This window comes from Enhygromyxa salina, from assembly GCF_002994635.1.
Classification (GTDB): Bacteria; Myxococcota_A; Polyangia; order Nannocystales; family Nannocystaceae; genus Plesiocystis; species Plesiocystis salina_B.
Map to the genome: position 1 here is coordinate 68,467 of NZ_PVNL01000101.1, position 16,907 is coordinate 85,373.

Sequence of the window (16,907 nt, forward strand, 5' to 3'; positions counted from 1 at the left end):
CCCAGACCAATCGCACGCACGAATCGCGGACCACCCACAGATCGCAGGAAATGCTGCTACACCGAGCCGGTGCTCTTCACGGCTTGGCGGGCTGCGATCGCGGCTTGAATCGCGGCGTCGAATTCTTCGCGCTCGGCGAAGCTCTTGATCTTGGGCCCGATCGTGGCGTTGACCAGCGCGGCGCCCATCATGACGAGACGCGAGCTGAACAGCAGGTGCACGTCGTCGAGGTGAGCCTTGTTCTCGCGCATCCAGTCGGTCAGCCGGCGGCGAAACTCCGCCTCGAAGAACGCGAGATCCGTGGCGTCGATCGACAGGCTGATCCGATGACCAGCGGCGATGCGATCATTGAAGCGTGAGATCACCGGATCGACGACGATCACGGGTGCGGTCCCGTAGTACCGAGTGATGAAGACCGCAGGTGCCAGCTCACGCACTTCCACGTGGCCGTGTTCGTGCTCGATGAGCAAGCGGTCGTCGTCGAGTTCGCGGACGTCCATGTGTGGGCGGAGGAGGCAGCACCAAAAAGGTGACAGTTCGAGAGTGTACCTAAGACCGTTGAAAGTGCGAAGGTCTCAGTGCGCGGATTCGCCCGCTTAGACCCAACCCGCGGCGGCGGCCAGCGGCACGCCAGCTTGTGCCCGAGCCCGCCCGTTTCGCCAGCACGCTCGCATGGTACCCCCAAATCTCCGACCCCGGTTAGCTCCAGTCGACTCGTCGCAGGCTGGTGACTCAAAATGGTCACTGCTCAGCTGCACCGTCTTTGGGTGCGGAGTTTCTCGGGCCCTGGACCACGCGATGAGACCGCGCAGTCAGTCGAGACCCCTACCCAACGCCGACGAGCGTGCGCTGCGTCCCCCCAATGTTCAGGCTGTGCATGCGAAGCCCGTCAGAACCGCCGGGCAGGCCGGCCGGGAGAAGGATCGCCGCGTCTTGGACATCCCCCAGCGTGGCTCCTAAGCTGCGCGAAGACATGACGCAGCCGCCCGGCAGCCCACGGCCGTACGCCGCGCCTCGAGCAGGCGCAGATCGGGCGATCACGCCACGCGGCGGGGGCGAGGATGACGAGGGCGCGAAGGATGCTCTCGACGCGCTGCTCGAGCTCACGTCGATCCTCGGGCGTCGCTGGCTGGTCGTCGCGGTCACCACGGTGCTCGCCCTCGCGACCGGCGTGCTGGCGATCTCGCTGCTGCAGCCGCAGTGGCGCGCGACCGCGACCATGGTCATCAACCCCAGCGGACCGCAGGTGCTCGACGACGTGCGCGGCGTCAACGAGGAGCAGGGCACCGACCGATTCGCGTTCAAGCAGTACTTCGAGACCCAGCGCGAGATCATCTCGAGCCGCAAGGTCCAGGAGGCCGCGCTCGCGCGGCTCGGGCTCGCCGATGACCCCACGTTTCTGGGCACCGACGGGATCCGCGACGCCGATCTCCGAGATGAAGCCGAGGCCGGCATCGATCCGGTCACGCGCTTGCAGTCGATGATCACGATCGAGGAGGTCCGTGGCTCGCGCGTCATGGCGATCTCGGCCGAGTATCCCGACCCCACGCTGGCCCGCGACATCGCCAACGAGGTCGCCAAGGCCTACCTGGCCCACATCAATCGGCGCCGCTCGGACACGGGGGACAAGGCCCAGACCGACCTTCAGGCCGAGCTCGCCAGCGCCAACGCGGATCTTCAGGCGGCCGAGCAGGCGCTCGAGCAGTTCAAGCGCGAGCACCGGATCACCTCGATCTCCCTCGAAGATCGCCAGAATCTGATCGCCCAGGGGATCTCCACGCTGACCGCATCGGCCAAGGCCGCGCAGGCCGACCGCATCGGGATCGAGGCGGTCTATCGCCAGGCCAAGAAGCTCCGCGAGCAGGGCAGCCTCGCCGGGGCGTCACTGCTCAGCAGCGGCGAGCGCATCATCTTCGATCGGATGCTGGCCGAGCGGCTCGAGGCCGAGCGCGAGTTCAACGACATCGACCTGCGCTACGGCCAAAAGCACCCGCAGTGGCGCAAGTCCCAGCGGCGCGTGGAGCTGATCGAAGAGCGGATTGACGGGGAGAGCAAGGCCATGATCCGCACGATCGAGGCCCGCTACAAAGCCGCGGCCGAGACCGAGCAAAAGCTCGAAGCCGCGCTCACGGCCGAGCGTGACGACGCGATCGAGCTCGGCCGGCTCGAGCCCGCGTACCGCCAGCTCGAGCGCGAGACCCAAAACGCCGCCGACGCCTACGCCAAGCTGCGCAGCCGGACCGACGACATCGGGGTCAGCAACCGCGTCGAGATCCCGCCGGTCGAGGTGCTCGACTTCGCGACCTTGCCCGAGCGCCCCGTTCGTCCGCGCAAGCCGCTGCTGCTGGCGATCGCGGCGATCGCCGGGCTCAGCCTCGGGGCCGTGTTCGCGGTCATCATCGATCTGCGCGACCACCGGATCCGCTCGGTCGCGGACCTCGAGCGCGCGCTGTCTGCGTTCGGGCTGCCGACCCTGGGTCAGCTGCCGCTGCTGCCCGCCGATCCCGCCCTGGGGGTCGGCAACGTCCGCGCGCAACGTCGCCGCCGCGATCTCTACTCGCACCTGTTTCCCCAGTCGCTGATGGCCGAGCGCTGCCGGGGGATCCGAACCTCGCTGGCGTTCATGACCTCGAAGGCTGACTCGCTGGTGCTGCTCGTGACCTCGCCGGCGTCGGCGGAGGGCAAGAGCTCGACCGCGATGAACCTGGCCGTGAGCTACTGTCAGGCCAAGAAGAAGGTGTGCCTGGTCGACGCCGACATGCGCCGCCCACGACTGCACCAGGTGTTTCCTTCGGTCGTCGGTAAAGAAGACTACGGCCTGGCCACGGTGCTGCAGGGCGAGCACCTGCTGGTCGACGCGCTGCAGGGTCAGCTCGAGGGCGCACCCGAGACCCTGCAGGTGTTGACCTGTGGGCGGGTGCCCGAGAACCCGGCCGAGCTGCTCGAGTCGCCCGCCTGTCGCAAGACCATGGCCGAGCTGCGCGAGCGCTTTGACGTGGTGATCATCGACTCGCCGCCCGCGCTACCGGTCACGGATCCGTTGATTCTCGCCCCCCAGGTCGACGGTGTGATCGTGGTCGCCCGCTGCCGCTCGACCACGTGGACCGACATCCAGCGCGCGCTCACCCAGCTGCGCCAGGGCGACAACAACCTGCTCGGCGTGATCCTCAACGAGCTCGACGCGCGCGACGAGGGTCGCCGCTACAGCTCCGAGTACTACACTTATCGCCCGCACGAAGAAGCCACCGAAGGCGTCTGAACCACCTCATGAGCAAGCCCGAGATCGAAGCCGTCGAAGCCCACCTGCGCGCGACACCCCGCAAGTGGTTGGTCACCGGAGCGGCCGGCTTCATCGGCTCGCACCTGGTCGAGCACCTGCTCACGCTCGATCAACAGGTCGTGGGTCTCGACAATTTCGAGACCGGCACCCACGCCAACATCGAAGCGCTGGTCCGCAGCGCGGTCGCTCGCGGGGCGACCGACGCCGACGATCGCTTGCTGGTCGTCGAGGCTGACGTGCGCGAATTCGACGCGGTGCTGCACGCGTGCGAGGGCATCGATCACGTGCTTCACCACGCCGCGATCGCCTCGGTCCCGCGCACGATCGCCGAGCCGATCGAGGGCTTCACCGTCAACGTCGACGGCAGCTTTCACGTGCTCGAGGCGGCCCGCCAGGCGGGGGTTCGCAGCGTCGTGCATGCCTCGTCGTCGGCGGTCTACGGTGACTGCCCGGGCGAGCCCGGCACGGGCGCCCAGCGCGAGCAGACGATCGGCCGTCCGCTGTCGCCCTACGCCGCGCACAAGCACATCGCGGAGGTCCTCGGCCAGACCAGCAACCGCACCTTTGGCGGCGCGAGCGGCCTGTCCGTGGTCGCGCTGCGCTACTTCAACATCGTCGGCGCCCGCCAGGATCCCGAGGGCGCGTACGCGGCGGTGATCCCCAAGTGGGTCGCGCTGCTGGGCAAGGGCGAGCAGCCGGTGATCTTCGGCGACGGCCAGCACACCCGCGATTTTTGCCCGGTCGAGGACGTCGTCCAGGCCAACTTGCTGGCCGCGACCTGGGCCGAGCGCGTCGCCCCCGAGCTGCGCGAGCGACCGGGGGATCCCAGCGAGGGCGTGTTCAACATCGGGCTGGGCGGGCGCACCACCTTGCTCGAGCTCTATGACCTGGTCCACGCCGGGATGCTCGAGCTCGGGGCCCCGTGCCAGGGCATCGCCCCTCGCCACGAAGCTGCGCGAACCGGCGACATCGTCCACAGCCGCGCCGACATCACCCGCGCCCGCGAGCTGCTCGGCTACGCGCCACGCACGGCCATGGCAGACGCGCTGCGCAGCACCATGAGCTGGCTGCTCGGGCGCGCATGACCACCCGGGCGCGCCCGCGGGGGGTCACCGACTTTCTCACGGCCGCCGAGATCCGCGAGCTGACCGAGCGCAGCGACGCGCGCGGCTTCATGGCCGTCGCGACCAGCTGGGGCATGATCGCGGCCAGCTTCGCGCTGGTCGGCCTGCACCCGCGCTGGTGGACGATCGTGATCGCGCTGATCGTGATCGGAGGTCGCCAGCTGGGGCTCTCGATCTTGATGCACGACGCGGCCCACCGGTCGTTGTTTCGCACGCGCCGTCTCAACCTGGTGATCGGTCAGTGGCTGTGTGCCGCGCCGGGCTGGACCTCGCTGGCCCGCTACCGCGCGCACCACCTGCGCCATCACGCCCACACCAACGAGCCCGATGATCCCGATCTCGCGCTGGTCGCCCCGTTTCCGATCTCGCGGGCTTCGCTCGCCCGCAAATTTGCCCGGGATCTCTCGGGGTTGACCGGCCTCAAGCGCGTGGTCGCGCTGTTGGCGATGGACTTTGGCGTGCTGGAGTACACGGCCTCGGTCACGATCACGCGCATCGACCAGCGTGGGCGCTCGGTCGTCGACGTGGCTCGCTGCGGTCTGCGCAATTTTGGACCGGTCTTGCTGACCAACGTCGCGCTAGGTTTGCTGCTGCGCGCCGCCGGCCACGGTGAGCTGTACATGTTGTGGGTTGGGGCCTACCTGACCAGCTTCAGCCTGTTCTTGCGGATCCGCGCCATGGCCGAGCATGCGTGTACGCAGCCGCCCGCGGAGTCGGGCCCAGCTCCGCGCGCAACGGTGTTTTTCAATACCCGGACCACGCAGGCCAATCTGATCGCGCGACTCACCGTCGCTCCGCACGCCGTCAATTATCACCTCGAGCATCACCTGCTGCCCACCGTTCCGCTCTACTCGGTTTCGCGCATGCACCGGCTATTGCGTGAACGCGGGGCGCTAGCTGGCTGTCACGTGTCGTCGAGCTATCGCGCGATGCTTCGAACCGTGACGACCGCGCACTGATCCTCGGGACATTTAGGGGCGCGGCCAGGTTTGGGCCCGCGGGTCGCCATAAAAGTTGGGCTGCTCCCAATCTTTTTCATGACCGAATCAGCCGCTCGAGACACAACCAATCTCGAACGTTACACGGCTCGTGTGCGTCCTGGACAGGCGCACGCGGCAAATCCGCGCAGGGGGCTCATTTGGGGCAAACAATGAGCACCCAGTCCTCTGGATAGTCCTCTGGACACTGCGCCACCACCGACCCACGCACCGTGAACTCGCTTCCTGGGGAGTTTGCGGTGCGTGACCTATTGTTCGTTGTCGTGTCGTACCATTTGGATCTGGCGAGCGCGCCGGATCGGAATGAATGACATGGTACAGAAAAAATTGTTGTGGGCTTCACTTGCGTGGCTTGGCCTCGCGATCGCTTGCGCAGATGACGGGACCAGCGAGGGCTCGAGCGGCGACGGAGACACCGACACCGCGACCGCTGGCGACGAGACAAACGATACCCAAGAGAGCGGTGACACGATCTCCGGCGACGGCGACGGTGACGGCGACGGCGACGGCGACCCGGGTGACGGCGACGGCGACGGCGACCCAGGTGATGGCGATCCCGGCGATGGCGACCCAGGTGACGGCGATCCCGGTGATGGTGATGGCGACGGCGACGGCGACGGCGATGGCGACGGCGATGGCGACGGCGATGGTGACGGCGACGGTGACGGCGACGGCGACGGCGATCCCAACCAGCCGCTGGTGCTCGTCCATGTCCGCAACGACATCGACACGCTCGTGAAGATCGACGTCGAGACCGGGGACGAGACCCAGCTGTGCGACTTCGGCGTGAACGTCTCCTACCCATCGATCACCTTCGGCCTCGACGGCGAGCTCTACGGATCACGCAGCGGTCAGTTCCTCGACATCATCGACACCTGCGACTGCAGCACGACCCAGATCGGTCCGATGGGCTACACCGGGATCAACGGGATCACCGCCAACGGCCTCGAGGTCCAAGAGCTGTTCGGCATGACCAACGTGCAGGACGTGCTGCTCAACATCAGCACCCAGACCGCGATGGCGGTCGAGGTCGGCAACGGCCTGGGCGTCAACATCGGCACCCACGGCTCGACCTTCTCGTCGGACATCCAGGGGCTGTTCATGATCAACGGGACCGACGACGATCTGTACGACGTCGACATCCTGTCCGGCATCGCCACCAACACCACCCCGCTCGACGTGCCGTTCGGCACCGTCGGGATCGAGTGGCACCCCGGCAACGGGATCTTGTACGCGTGCACCGACGGTCACCTGTACGAGGTCGACCCGATGGACGGCACCACGATCGAGATCGGCAACATGGCCCACCCGTGCACCAACCTCGCCGCCCAGTGGACCCCGGTGGCCTGCGTCGACGGGTGATCTAGGCCCAGCAGCTGCGCATTGGGCCAGGTCGCTCGGTCAGGTGAAGGAGTTCGCCCTCGCGGACATACAGGCGGCCCCGCGCGGCGACCTTGGACTGCTGCGGGGCGGGCAAAACGGGCTTTGACGACTCGCAGGGGCCCGTGCAAGATCGTCCGATGACCCTGCGTGTTGGCCTCGCTTCGCTCGGCCTCGCTGCCTGCCTGCTCGGCTGTGGCCTGCGAACCGATCCCGACTACAGCCCCGTGTGCGTCGACGACAGCACCATCGCTGGCACGGGCGACACCGGCACGGGTGACACCGGCGGGATCCCAACGGCGCCGCGCGTGGGCTCCTGCCAGGATCCGATCGACCTGCCCGCGGGCGACACCATCGTCGTGCGCGGCAGCCTCGGCGGCTGCTCGGGCGTCGAGGGTTGGTGCGGCGGCACCGGGGCCGAGGACGTCTACCGGATCGGCTCCGTGTCCGGCGACGTGTTCGTCGACTTCCTGCCGCAAGAGACCAACTTCAACCCCGTGCTTCGGGTCGTGCGCGGCGAAGATCCCTGCGCCGAGGGTGGCATCGAGGAGTCGGAGGTCTGCGCCGACATCGTCAACTCGGTGCCCGGTCGCGGGTTCTACGACCAGGGCGGCGGCGACACCTACTTCATCATCGTCGACACCGAGCTGGGCGAGTCCGGCAAGTATGCGTTCGAGGTCCGGTTCGGCGATCAAGCGTTCGAGGGCGACTGCTACGACGCCGTCGAAGAGCAAGCGATCGAGCTGATGCCCGGCGGCAACTTCGTGTGGGAGGCCAGCCTCGAGCCCAAGCAAGGCCGGCTCGACAGCACCTGCTCGGCGCCCGGCGACGAGGACATCTTCGACCTCGTGCTCACCGGCGGCGGCACGGTCACCGCCACCGTCGAAGCGATCGAGGGCGACATCGTCCCGATCGTCTCGCTCCGCAACGACTGCGCGACCGAGAGCGAGCTCTCCTGCGGACCCTCAACCTCCGCCAACTTCGGAAGCTCGACGACCACCTACCTGGTCGTCGACCAGCTCGGCGCAGGCAAAGGCCGCTACCGCCTTTCCGTGAATTTTTAGGACCCCCACACCCCCTTGACCGGGGTTGGGGTTGGCTGCGAATCTCTTGGGAGAGCGCCGATGGACGAAATCCTGCAGAAGATCGTCGAGAGTACGCCTGGCGCCAAGGGCGCGATCCTCATGGGCTTCGACGGCATCACCGTCGAGCAGTGGGTGAAGCCGCAGTTCGAGAACGAACTCGACATCGAGTCGATGGCGATGGAGTTCTCGTTTCGGTTTCTCGAGCTGCGCGACGCGGCCCACAGCCTCGAGATGGGCATGATCTCGGACATCACGATCAAGGCCGAGTACGGGACCGTGTTGGTCCGCGTGCTCTCGCAAGAATTTTTCGTGACAGTCCTGCTCGAGAACGCGGCCCACATGGGCAAGGGCCGGTGGCTGCTGCGCTCGCAGGCCAGCGCCTTGAGCTCGGATCTCTATCCTGGCTGATCGCGAGTGCGCGGCCCGGTGACGGTTGATGGCTGGTGATCGACCGCGGGTCCTGGTTCTGCACGGACCCAACTTGAACTTGTTGGGCGTCCGCGAGCCACACATCTACGGCGCGACGGGGCTGGCGGAGATCGACGCGGGCCTGGTCGCGCTCGGTGATCAGCTCGGCGTCACCGTCGAGACCCACCAAGCCAACGGCGAGGGCCAGCTGATCGATCGCATCCATTTGTTTGCCGGTTTGGTCGACGGCCATGCGATCCCCGCTGCACACCCTCGAGCGGGCGGCCAAAGTGTGGATCCTCCGCACACCGCCCGCGGGTTGATCATCAACCCCGGCGGCTACACCCACACCTCGGTGGCCCTCCGCGACGCGATCGCTGGCGTCGGGCTCCCCACCATCGAAGTCCACCTGTCGAACATCTACGCCCGCGAGCCGCTGCGTCACACCTCCATCACCGGGGCGGCGTGTACAGCCGTGATCATGGGGCTGGGGTCGGAGTCGTATCGCCTCGCGCTTCACGCCCTCGCCGCACGCCTCGTGCCGGACGAGCCAGGTGAGCAGGGCGAGCCAAAAACGCCCGGTTCGCGCCGCTGAGCTCTTCGCGGCCGGCCCCCGCTCCAGTACCCTGAGGCGCCTGCAAGCGAGCCGCAAACCTGGCCCGCGCCTGCAAATTCTCTAGACTGGCCCGGCCTCCACGGCTGAACTTCGCTTCCGAACTCCGACATGTCCGACCAAGACTCGAAGCTGCCCGACATCGCTTACGTCAGCGAGCTCGCCAAGTTGTTCAAACGGTTCCGTCTCGACGAGCTCGAGATCGAGACCGGTGAGCAGCGCATCTTGATGCGCCGCGGCGACCTCACGACCTCCGCACAGCTGCCGATGCCGGCGCCGGTGCCTGTGGCCTCCGCCGCAGCGCCAGCGCCCGCCGCCAACCAGGCGCCGGCGGCCGCGGAGACCAGCGGTTCCGGCGACTACATCACCTCGCCCTTCGTGGGCACCTTCTACACCAGCCCTCGCCCCGACGCCCCGCTGTTCGTCAAGATCGGCGACACCGTGTCCGCCGGGACCACCGTGTGCATCGTCGAGGCCATGAAGTTGTTCAACGAGATCGAAGCCGAGTTCGGCTGCATCATCGAAGAGGTCCTCGTCGACAACCAACAGCCGGTCGAATTCGGGACCAAGTTGTTCAGGGTGCGCCGCCTGTGACCGAGATTCGCAAGGTCCTCATCGCCAACCGCGGGGAGATCGCCCTGCGTGTCATTCGGGCCTGCCGCGAGGTCGGCATCAAGACCGTCGCCGTGCACTCCACGGTCGACGAGATGGCCCTGCACACTCGCTTCGCTGACGAAGCGGTGTGTATCGGCCCCGGTCCGGCGTCCAAGAGCTACCTCAACATCCACAACCTGATCGCCGCTGCGGAGATCTCGGGCGCCGACGCCGTGCACCCGGGCTACGGGTTCTTGTCCGAGCGGGCCGAGTTCGCCGACGCCGTCCAAAAGTGCGGCATGACCTTCATCGGGCCCGATCCCGATCACATGCGCCTGATGGGCGACAAGGTCCAGGCCCGCGAGACCATGCAAAAGGCCGGCGTTCCGGTGCTCCCGGGCACCGGCGTGCTCGAGTCTGGCGAGCAGGCCCGGGCGGCCGCCGAGTCGATCGGCCTGCCGGTCATCCTCAAGGCTTCAGCCGGCGGCGGCGGCCGGGGCATGAAGATCGTGTGGGACATCGACAAGATCGCCTCCACGCTGGAGACCGCGCAGGCCGAGGCCCAAGCGGCGTTCGGCTGCGGCGACATGTACCTCGAGCGCTACGTTCAGAGCCCGCGCCACATCGAGATCCAGATCGTCGCGGACAAGCACGGCGGCGTGATCGACCTGTTCGAGCGCGAGTGCTCGGTCCAGCGCCGTCACCAGAAGGTCATTGAAGAGGCCCCGGCGGCCAATTTTCCCGAGGCCGTGCGGGCCAAGATGCGCGAGGCCGCGATCGCCGCTGCCCGCGCGATCTCCTACCACTCGCTGGGTACGGTCGAGTTCCTGCTCGACGGGGATCACTTCTACTTCATGGAGATGAACACCCGGGTCCAGGTCGAGCACTGCGTGACCGAGATGGTCACCGGCGTCGACCTCGTGCAAGAGCAGATCCGGCTCGCGGCCGGCGAACCGCTCGGTCACCTGCAGCGCGAGTTCAGGCCCCGCGGTCACTCGATCGAGTGTCGGCTCAACGCCGAGGATCCAGTGAATTTCGCGCCACACCCGGGTACCATCACCGCGCTGCACCTTCCGGGCGGAACCGGCGTGCGCGTCGACACCCACGTGTACCAAGGCTACACCGTCTCCCCGTACTACGACTCGATGCTCGGAAAATTGATCGTTCACGCGCCGACCCGAGAGCAAGCGATCGCCCGGATGCGACGCGCGCTCGGTGAGTGCGTGATCGAGGGGATCTCGACCAACATCGCCCTCCACCGCTGGATCCTCAAGCAGCCGCCCTTCGTCACGGGCGTCTACGACACCCACTTTCTCGAGCGCGACCTCGACTCCGACGGAGTCCGGGCCGAGCTCAACTCTCACGCCTGATCCACGAGGTGCTAGGCGGTGTCGTTTCGGCGAGACAAGGCTCTTCAGGCAGCTCAGCAGCACGCTGCCCGTGGTGACTTGTCCGCCGCGGTCGGCGAGTACCAGAGCGTCGTCGAGCATCAGCCCAACGACGCACCGACCTGGGTGCTGCTCGCCGACACCCTGCACCGGGCGGGCGACGTCGACGCGGCCGTCGACCGCTACGTGCACGCGGCCAACTTGTTGTTCGAGACCGGCGAGCTACCCAACGCGCTGCAGATCTACCGGCAGGCGCTCAACCTCGCGCCCGAGCGCTACGACATCCACATGCGCACGGCCCAGGCGTTCGAGCAGCTGCGCCGCTACCCGGAGGCCGTGGCGCTGTACGAGAAGGTCGCGGGCGTGTACCTGCGCAGCGGCAACACCCGCGAGGCGCTGCAGCTCTACGAGCGCGTCGCCGATCTCATGCCCCGCGAGATCGCCAAGCGCCTGCGCCTCGCCGAGCTGTTCTCGCGCGAGCGCCGGGTCGACGACGCGGTCCGGCACTTCTCGGCCGGCGCCGACTTCCTGCGCCAGGCCGGGCGCGCCGAGGAATACGTCCGGGTCGCCGAGCGCCTGCTCTATCACCGCCCGCTCGACGAGGTCACCCGCGAGCTCGTGCGCGTGTACCTCGAGCTCGATCAGCCCCGCCGCGCGCTGATGAAGCTCAACGAGCTGCTGCAGCGCCAGAACAACGACCCCGAGGGGCTCGAGCTGCTCGCCGACACCTTCGTGCGCATGGGCAAGGCCGACAAGGCCTGCTCGGTCGTGCTCGAGCTGGTCAAGCATCAGCGCCAAGCTGGGCCCGAAGGGATCCGCACCAGCGTCCGCGTGCTCCGCAAGGCGCTCGCCTGGGTTCCGAACAACAAGAAGCTCGAGAAGGCGCTCGCGGAGCTCGGCGACGTGCCCACGCCGACGCCGCCACCGACGCCCCCACCGACGCCGCCACCGACGCCCCCCTCGTCGCGTCGAGATCCCGACGCGCTGGCGATCCCAGCCGACGACGACGATGACGACGACGAATTCGAGGAGTTCGACGAGATCGAGGAATTCGACGAGATCGAGGACTTCGAAGAGCTCGAGGACGACGACGACGACGCGGCGGCAGCTCCGGTGGCCCCGCCAGCTCCAGCCCATCGTCCGCCGCCACCACCGGAGGCCGACGACACCGCGACCGTCCGGCCGCGGCGTCACACCCTGACTGAAGAGGTCATCTCCGAGGGCGCCCAGGCCGGCAGCGAAGACGCCGAGATCGACACCGACAAGCAGCTCGAAGAGATCCGCGTACTCATGAAGTACCACCTGTTCGAGCACGCCCTTGGGCACGCCGAGCAGATCCTCGCGGCCTCGCCCAAGCACGCCCAGGGCCTGGAGCTCGCGGCCGAGATCCTCGCCGCGCTCGGCCGCAACGACGACGCCGCCGACGCCCGCGCCCGGCTCGCGGCCCAGCTGATCGCCCGCGACCCGTCCGGCGCCGCGCGTCACGTCGAGCTCGCGCTGGCGCTGATCCCCAACCACCCGCTCGCCACCGAGCTCGGTGAGCGGCTGTCGGAGATGTCCGGCGTCGACGTCGGCGTCGCCAGTGACGACGACCCGCTGCCCCGCGACGACGACCCGCTCGGCTCCCTCGATCTCGACGACGACATGCTCGGCCCGATCGAGGCCAGCGACTCGCTGATCGGCGACGTCGAAGATCTCGATCACGGCATCACCACGAAGTTCGGCCGCGACGCGCTCGGGGCAGCCGGCGCCGAGCTCGACGATCCGCTCGACGACTCCGAAGACAGCGGCATCGACATCCGGTCCGCCGACCCCGGGCTCCACGGCCAGCTCAACCAGCTCGTCGACGACAGCTCGGACTTCGCGATCTCGCTCGATCAGCGGGCCGAGCACGAGTCACAGGCCGAGATCCGCTACGAAGATCGGTTCGGTCTCGGCAGTGACGACGACGACGCCGAGCCGAACCTCGGCGACACCGACGATCACCTCAACCCATCTCCCCCCGAGCCCGCGCCGATCATCGGCCGCATCGAGCCCGACGAGGACGCTGGCGATCGGGACGACGACAACCCGTTCGGGGACGACGACGACGAGCCAGAGCCGGAGCCGGAGCCAGACTCCGAGCCCCATGCGATCGGGGTCCCCGACGACGATGACGAGCCAGAGCCGGAGCCAGACTCCGAGCCCGAGGACTGGCTCGACCTCAGCGCCGAGCTCGAGGAGCTCGAATTCTATCTCGCTCAGGATCTCGAAGAAGACGCGCTCGCGGCCTACAACGACCTCCTCGAGCTGTTCCCCGGCCACCCCGAGCTCGCCAAGATCGCCCACCGGTTCCCAGACGCCGCGGGCGCGGGCGTCGACGCCGTCGAGGTCGCCGCCGCCGCTCCGTTGCTCGACCTCGAAGACGAGGACGAGGACGAAGACGACTTCCTCGCCGGCATCTTCGACGACGCCGCCCCGACCCAACGCAAGCAGCGCGAGGTCGCGATCCAGACCCACGAGGTCACCGACGCCGACGCCAGCGACCACTTCGATCTCGGCACCGCCTATCGTGAGATGGGCCTGCACGACAAGTCGTTCGCCGAGTACGAGCTCGCGGCGCGAGACCCTCGCTGGCAGGCCAAGGCCCTGGTCATGATGGGCAACCTGCGGCTGCAAGGCGGCGATCTCGAGGCCTCCGTCGAGCTGTTCGCCCAGGCCGTCGAGGCCGCCCGCACCAAAGACGAGCGCTGCGAGGCCAACTACGAGCTGGCCATGGTCAGCCTCGCGATCGGTGAGTTCGAGCAAGCCAAGGCCGCGCTCGAGCGCGTCGAGCCTGGCTACCGCGACCGCGACAATCGGCTCGAAGAGCTGGAATAGACCCCCACAGTCGCTTCGCACTAGACCCCCACAGACGCTTTCGCACTTCGCAGGTCACTCGCTTCGCTCGCTCCCGATGGTTAATTTGTGCGCGGTGGCATCATTGGCCCCCTGGAAGGGGGCTCTTGTCTGGGCACCTACGGCTACTGGGGCGGCGCTCCATTCGTTTTTTGCTTCGCGGCGGGGTTCGCTTCGCTCGCTCGCTCGCTCGCTTGCTCGCTCGGGCTGCTTCGGGTTCATCATGAAAAAGATTGGTCCGTCCACGCTCTCGGTTCACGGTGGTGAGCCCCACGTTCGCCCCAGCCGATCGGTCACCGAGCCGCTCGTGCTGGCGAGCACCTACCCGTTCGAGCACACGGCCGAGCTGCACGCCTTCATGCAGGGGGAGATTGAGCGGGCCGAGGAGTACGGCCGCTACGGCAACCCCACGGTCGCGGCGGTCGAGTCCCGGCTGGCCGCGCTCGAAGCCGGCGGCGCCGCGGGGTTTGGCGCGGTGCTGATGGCCTCGGGCATGGCCGCGATCACCTCGACGCTGCTGGCCATGCTCCGCGCTGGGCAGCACGTGATCTTCACCGCCGACGTGTACCGCAAGACCCGGGTGTTTGCGCGGACCTACCTCGACAAGTTCGGGGTCGCGGTCGACATCGTCGAGCCAACGCTGGCCGCGATCGAGGCCGCGGTTCGCAGCGAGACCAAGATCATCTTCACCGAGGCCCCGACCAACCCCTACCTGCGGGTCGTCGATCTCGAGGGCATCGTCGCGCTGGCCAAGCCGCGCCGGATCAAGACGATCGTCGACGCGACCTTCGCCACGCCGATCAACATGCGCCCGTGTGACCTGGGCGTGGACCTGGTGATCCACTCGACGACCAAGTACCTGGGCGGCCACAACGATCTGCTGGGCGGCGCGGTGGTCGGGCGCAGCGGGCTGATTCAGGCGATCCGTGAGCAAGTCGGCACGCTCGGGCCCGTGTGTGACCCCCACAACGCGTTCTTGCTCGGGCGCGGGCTCAAGACCCTGGCGCTGCGGATCGAGCGGCACAACCACAGCGCGCTGGCGCTCGCGCGCACGCTCGACGAGCACCCCAAGGTCGCCCAGGTCTGGTACCCGCTGCTGCCCTCGCATCAGGACCACGCCCTGGCCACCCGCTACTTGTCCGGCGGCGGCGGCGTGGTCAGCTTCGAGGTCCGCGGCGGGCTCGAGGCCGGCACCAGGCTGGTCGACGCCGTGCAAATTCCCAAGATCGCGCCCAGCCTCGGCGGCGTCGAGAGCTTGATCGAGCAGCCGGCGCTGATGAGCTTCTACGACCAGGGCCCCGAAGGCCGGGCCGCCCTCGGCATCCGCGAGGGCCTGATCCGCCTGAGCGTCGGGATCGAGGACCTCGAAGATCTCCGCGCCGACCTGCTCGCCGCCCTCGACCAGATGTGAGTTTCCCAAGTCCCAGGCCCAGAGCTCCGCGCCGCGCGATCCAGCGCTGCCCACGCTCGCCGAAAATGAGTTGATAGCCCCCTCCTAGAGGGTCACACCTGCATCGGGCGCAGATCGGCTCGGGACCGAGCGTGTGCGGCGAGCGACCCAAGCCGAACCGGTCGTGCATCGCAGAGTGCAGGATCCCGGTGGGGGTATGATATAGCGCCCGTTCTTCCGCCATGGACAGCCAGATCGAGCAGATTACCCCTGTCGAGTGCCGCGTTCGGGTCACGGTTCCGTGGACGACGGTCGGCCCTCGACTCGACACCAAGCTTCGCACTCTCGGACAGAGGGCTCGGGTCCCGGGCTTTCGACCTGGCAAGGTGCCCGCGCGCGTGCTCGAGAAGATGTTTGGCAAGAGCGCCCGGCAAGAGCTCGCCAACGAGCTGTTCCAGGAGACCTTCCAGACGGCCATGACCTCGCACGAGGCCAACCCGATCACGCAGCCGATGCTCGAGTCGAGCACGCTCGAGAAGGACACGGACTTCGTCTACGCGGCCCGCTTCGAGGTCGCCCCGAAGATCGAGCCGAAGGACTACAAGGGCGTCGCGGTCCGCCGTCGCCCGGCCGCCGCCGACGAGGCCAAGGTCGAGGCCGAGCTGGCCAAGAAGCAAGAAGAGTTCACGGAGATCCGCCCGATCGAGCGCGAGGGCGACGACGCCCGCACGATGACGCGCGACGGCGACGTGTGGACCCTCGACGTCGACGGCAAGATCGGTGACGAGCCGATCAGCCGCAAAGACCTCGAGATCACGCTGGGCAAGCCCGAGACCGAGTTCGTCCCCGGGCTCGGCGCCGAGATCGCCAAGTTCGAGCTCTCGGTCGTCGGCCAGTCGCGCGAGGTGGTGTTCGTGCCGCCCGCAGACCGGGTCAAGCCGCAGTTCCGCGACCAGGCGGTCAAGCTCACGCTCGCGTTGCGTGATGTCCGCGAGACTGTGATCCCCGAGCTCGATGACGAGTTCGCCCGCGACACTGGCGAGGCCGAGACCCTCGACGAGCTCAAAGAGCAGATCCGCGCCAAGGTCAGCGAAGAGGACGCCGACGTCGCCGAGCGTGAGGCCCGCCAGCGCCTGGTCGAGGCCCTGCTCGAGCGAAACGAGTTCGACCCTGCCCCGTCCATGGTCACGCGTGAGGTCCAGGCGCAGGTCGACATGTTCAAGCGCCAGCTCGCCCAGCAGGGCCTGACGCTCAAGCAGATCGGCAGCAGCGAGGCCCAGATGGCCGCGAACATGCGCCCGCAGGCCACCTTCAACGTCAAGGCCTTCCTCCTGCTCGAGGCGATCCGCAAGGCCGAGAGCATCGAGGTCCCCGAAGAGGAGATCGAGGAAGAGGTCAAGCAGATGGCCGAGGCGCAGGGGCAAAACCCCGCCCGGCTGCGTGCCACGATGGAGAAGAACAACCAGCTGCTACTTCTGCGCGCGCAGATGCGAGAAGAGCGGGTCCTCGACTTCCTCATGGGTGCCTCGGAAGTCACTGAGGCGCCCGATCCCGTCGAGCCGAGCGACGCCGACGCGGGCGAAGCCGAGCCATCCACTGAATCGGCTTGAACCGGCCCGCCAATCTGTCCAGCAGGCCTGGCCATCGGACCAGCTCCGAGGCCAGCCGCCATGACCGCTGGCAACCAACGCCCCGATCCGCCCCGCGCCTGCAACGGCCCTCCCCATTTTGGTAGGATCGACTTCGCTTGCCAGGCGCGAGCGTGGCACC

13 protein-coding genes are annotated in these 16,907 nt (G+C 67.7%); 12 read left to right on the forward strand and 1 reads right to left on the reverse strand.

The genetic code is table 11. The annotated features are described in order from the left end of the window. Nucleotides 1–56: 56 nt before the first annotated feature. Complete coding sequence (locus tag ENSA7_RS25270; protein WP_106091909.1) at nucleotides 57–500, reverse strand: hypothetical protein; 444 nt, start codon at nucleotides 498–500, stop codon at nucleotides 57–59. A gap of 473 nt (nucleotides 501–973) precedes the next feature. Here ENSA7_RS25270 and ENSA7_RS25275 point away from each other — a divergent pair, with 473 nt between their 5' ends. The 12 genes from ENSA7_RS25275 (at nucleotide 974) to tig (ending at nucleotide 16,747) form a co-directional block, all read left to right on the forward strand. Then, entirely contained in the window at nucleotides 974–3,259 is a 2,286-nt protein-coding gene (locus ENSA7_RS25275) for a GumC family protein (protein ID WP_181234090.1), read from the forward strand. A gap of 8 nt (nucleotides 3,260–3,267) precedes the next feature. After that, complete coding sequence (locus ENSA7_RS25280; protein WP_106091911.1) at nucleotides 3,268–4,365, forward strand: NAD-dependent epimerase/dehydratase family protein; 1,098 nt, start codon at nucleotides 3,268–3,270, stop codon at nucleotides 4,363–4,365. Beyond that, entirely contained in the window at nucleotides 4,362–5,363 is a 1,002-nt protein-coding gene (locus ENSA7_RS25285; RefSeq protein ID WP_106091912.1) for a fatty acid desaturase family protein, read from the forward strand. Before ENSA7_RS25280 ends, ENSA7_RS25285 begins: the two co-directional genes overlap by 4 nt. Before the next feature lie 369 nt (nucleotides 5,364–5,732). After that, on the forward strand, nucleotides 5,733–6,764 hold the full coding sequence (locus ENSA7_RS44145; RefSeq protein WP_244923904.1) for a hypothetical protein: 1,032 nt from the start codon (nucleotides 5,733–5,735) through the stop codon (nucleotides 6,762–6,764). 158 nt (nucleotides 6,765–6,922) lie between these two features. Further along, on the forward strand, nucleotides 6,923–7,846 hold the full coding sequence (locus tag ENSA7_RS25300) for a hypothetical protein (protein WP_146158111.1): 924 nt from the start codon (nucleotides 6,923–6,925) through the stop codon (nucleotides 7,844–7,846). Nucleotides 7,847–7,906: 60 nt separating this feature from the next. Then, nucleotides 7,907–8,275 (forward strand): roadblock/LC7 domain-containing protein, encoded by a 369-nt coding sequence (locus ENSA7_RS25305; protein WP_106091915.1) that lies wholly within the window; start codon nucleotides 7,907–7,909, stop codon nucleotides 8,273–8,275. 28 nt (nucleotides 8,276–8,303) lie between these two features. Then, on the forward strand, nucleotides 8,304–8,870 hold the full coding sequence (locus ENSA7_RS25310; RefSeq protein WP_106091916.1) for a type II 3-dehydroquinate dehydratase: 567 nt from the start codon (nucleotides 8,304–8,306) through the stop codon (nucleotides 8,868–8,870). Nucleotides 8,871–8,999: 129 nt separating this feature from the next. Then, a complete protein-coding gene (gene accB, locus ENSA7_RS25315; RefSeq protein ID WP_106091917.1) occupies nucleotides 9,000–9,482 on the forward strand; it encodes an acetyl-CoA carboxylase biotin carboxyl carrier protein in 483 nt (160 codons plus the stop codon). Next, entirely contained in the window at nucleotides 9,479–10,852 is a 1,374-nt protein-coding gene (accC, locus tag ENSA7_RS25320; protein WP_106091918.1) for an acetyl-CoA carboxylase biotin carboxylase subunit, read from the forward strand. Before accB ends, accC begins: the two co-directional genes overlap by 4 nt. A gap of 18 nt (nucleotides 10,853–10,870) precedes the next feature. Then, nucleotides 10,871–13,729 (forward strand): tetratricopeptide repeat protein, encoded by a 2,859-nt coding sequence (locus ENSA7_RS25325; protein WP_106091919.1) that lies wholly within the window; start codon nucleotides 10,871–10,873, stop codon nucleotides 13,727–13,729. A 241-nt stretch (nucleotides 13,730–13,970) separates the two neighbouring features. Then, nucleotides 13,971–15,158: a trans-sulfuration enzyme family protein gene (locus ENSA7_RS25330; RefSeq protein WP_106091920.1), complete on the forward strand. Its 1,188-nt coding sequence runs from the start codon at nucleotides 13,971–13,973 to the stop codon at nucleotides 15,156–15,158. A gap of 221 nt (nucleotides 15,159–15,379) precedes the next feature. Beyond that, complete coding sequence (gene tig, locus ENSA7_RS25335) at nucleotides 15,380–16,747, forward strand: trigger factor (RefSeq protein ID WP_106091921.1); 1,368 nt, start codon at nucleotides 15,380–15,382, stop codon at nucleotides 16,745–16,747. Nucleotides 16,748–16,907 lie beyond the last annotated feature (160 nt).